Annotated in this window: 1 protein-coding gene; it reads left to right on the forward strand. The window is 35.6% G+C overall.

The genetic code is table 11. The annotated features are described in order from the left end of the window. Positions 1-1398: 1398 nt before the first annotated feature. Positions 1399-2376 (forward strand): hypothetical protein, encoded by a 978-nt coding sequence (locus QRY16_RS21670; protein ID WP_289778018.1) that lies wholly within the window; start codon positions 1399-1401, stop codon positions 2374-2376. Positions 2377-2814 lie beyond the last annotated feature (438 nt).

The raw sequence follows: 2814 nt of genomic DNA on the forward strand, positions 1-2814 counted from the left end.
AAAAAAAAAGTTTATTGACTCGACGATCGTTCATTACCAAAACACAATATTATAAAAGAAAAGTCTATGCCATTGACAAGCTAATACTACTGTCACAAATTTAATTTCTTGTTGTTCGTGCGTGTATGAATGAATGAAATAGAGAGAGAGAGAGAAAGAGAATAGAGAAAGAAATTCAAAAAGAATAGGAAAAATTCATACACTTGACACAAATTGAGTGGAATATGCAAATGTCGACATTCTTCCATTCTACCGACAATGTTAACCATAAAGGTGACAACAATGGATCGAAAGCTAAGATGAAATACAAATTTATGGAAAAGAAGATAAAGAATAATCGGCGTCGAGGTACAATTCAATTGTACGAATGTGTCGCCAATGTGCCTAACAAGACCAACGAACCCCATATAAGCCAAAATGTGTTTGCCATCCATTCTGTTGCCGATCGGTTTCATCATCATCATCATCGACACTATTTCAATTGTTGGCCAATTGTATTATTTTGGTTTTGTTTCCTAATCCAATTGTTCCAGTGTGGTCCATTTGATCAGCCAATCAATCCTCCTATTTGGCGGCCAACGTTCCAATTGCCAAGACAAGTACATTATGGCCCAATTCACCAATGGAGTCCATATGAAAATCAAATCTATCAATCTGATCATAATCGATTTTCTTCAATTAGTCCCACTTCAGTGTCGATTATTGACGAATATACTGATGATGCACGTAAGTGACAAAAATCCATAAATAAGTATAGCACTGAGAGTATATGAAACAACAATCGAAAAGTTAATTTAGTTTTGTTCACTTTTGTCCATTTGGGACTTCAATTGATAATCCAATTTCAATGTCAACTTATTTATATATATAAGTGGCGTGGTTGAATGTGACACCATCATTCACTAAAATAATTCTATAATCTTGGTTAGATTTATTGGCAAAACTCTATAGATCTCTTTACTTTGTTTTCCCTTTTCAATTTACTCAAGTAAAACAGTTTCCTCAATATTATTAGTATTCTCCTTACTTTTATTTATTTGTTGTATTTGCTTTTAAATGATCTCGATTTTTTTCTTCCCCGTTTTCAATATTATAGCGTTCCATTCAGGTTCGAGTGGATTTAATTTGCGTCCTCGTTTTGTAAATGTCAGAGACCGATGGCCTGAAACGGACACTCGATGGCATAGAAAATTGCCTAACTCAATAGTGGAACGAGATCGATCAATCAATGTACATATCGGTAATCCAGCTAGATTGCCATTATCTTCAGTACGACCAATGTCGGCCAACAAATATTGGCGATCGACGCCACCATCGCATCCACCAGCGCCACATTTGCTACCACCATTTGGGCAAAGGAAATTTACTTCTCGTTTAGATGGATCCGTTCGATCACCAATGTCGTATACCGATTTTAATGGACGACAATCATCGGCAACATCTGGTGCAAAATTTGACAATAATCAACATACAATAATTCCAACAACGAATACATCGACCGACAGCACAAAAGATCTTTCCACACTGATTAATCCTATTGATCGAAAATCAAAATCTAATCTTCCTCAAGAACAAGAGCAGCAGCACAACAACAAACAACAACAACAACATCAATTTATAGTGAATAATAATCAATATAGCGTTGATGTTAATCGAACCAAAATCAGTGTCCCAATTTCGTTAAACAATACAACGGATATTGCAGAAGTGGAAGCATCGAACAAAGCTCGTCGTATCAGTAGACGAAAATTAGAGCATTATGATGATAATAATCAAAATAAATCAATGATTGAAATCAATTCTCAACCGGCAACGATTAGCACACGTCTCATTGTTGAACAACAACAACAACCACAAACAAACGTTTCAACAGATTTAATTAAAAATAAGAATCTAATTTTGAATCAAACTGACGTAGCCTCAATTGGCGATAATCTTACGCGACAACCAAAGCAAACAATTGAGAATGGTAATAGTACGATACAGGTTTCGCAAGTAACACCATTTAAAGTCGACCAAATGGGAGTTAAATTGAATGAAACGGTCCCAAAACAGCCAAACACATTGTCGACAAAAAATTCGGCAATGACAGTTATGACGACAATTGACAACGATCAAAATCCCAAAGCGGAGAGCAACAGCAACAACAACAAAAACATTGTCAACATTGGTGACATTGTGGATGGCAACGATGAAGATGTTGACTATACCTTGACAACGGAAGGAGGAGGAGGAGAATCGACCGACACGGAACAGAATCCAAATGAAAATGTTAGGATTAACCAATTTTCATCGAATTCATTGAAAAAAGGTCCTATAATTGAAAGTAAGAATGAACACAAAGATGGCAGTTCATTAGTTGAAAAAGTAAGTTGAACTTACCAAAATCACGCGCTTGCACTCAAATATATACTGTATATATATATATCTTTTATTTTTTTCTCAATTCACCATTGTCAATTCTAATAAGAGAGATCGTTTTTTTTGTTTCCTTGCCTTTTGGCTCAAGTACACGACACAATGAAAAGATGTTGACCCGTCTTTTCAACCCAAGTGAAAAAGGGAATGAAAGAGAAATGTTCGCTTCCCGATTAACCCATAATCAAATGTTTGGCATTGGGTTTGGCAACCTACGTCTTTGCATTAATTAGTGCCGATTGGTAGCTAAAGAAATTCTTTTCCCGTTCATAGTATAAAATGTTAACAATTCAATAGAATCGACTTTAAGTCAATGCTTTAGCATTCCGATTCAAATCATGTTTTTGAGTTAGTGTGCGGCAGATTGTCGTCTTCGTTTCAAGAATCATGCGACAA

The organism is Mixta mediterraneensis (assembly GCF_030283135.1).
GTDB lineage: Bacteria > Pseudomonadota > Gammaproteobacteria > Enterobacterales > Enterobacteriaceae > Pantoea > Pantoea mediterraneensis.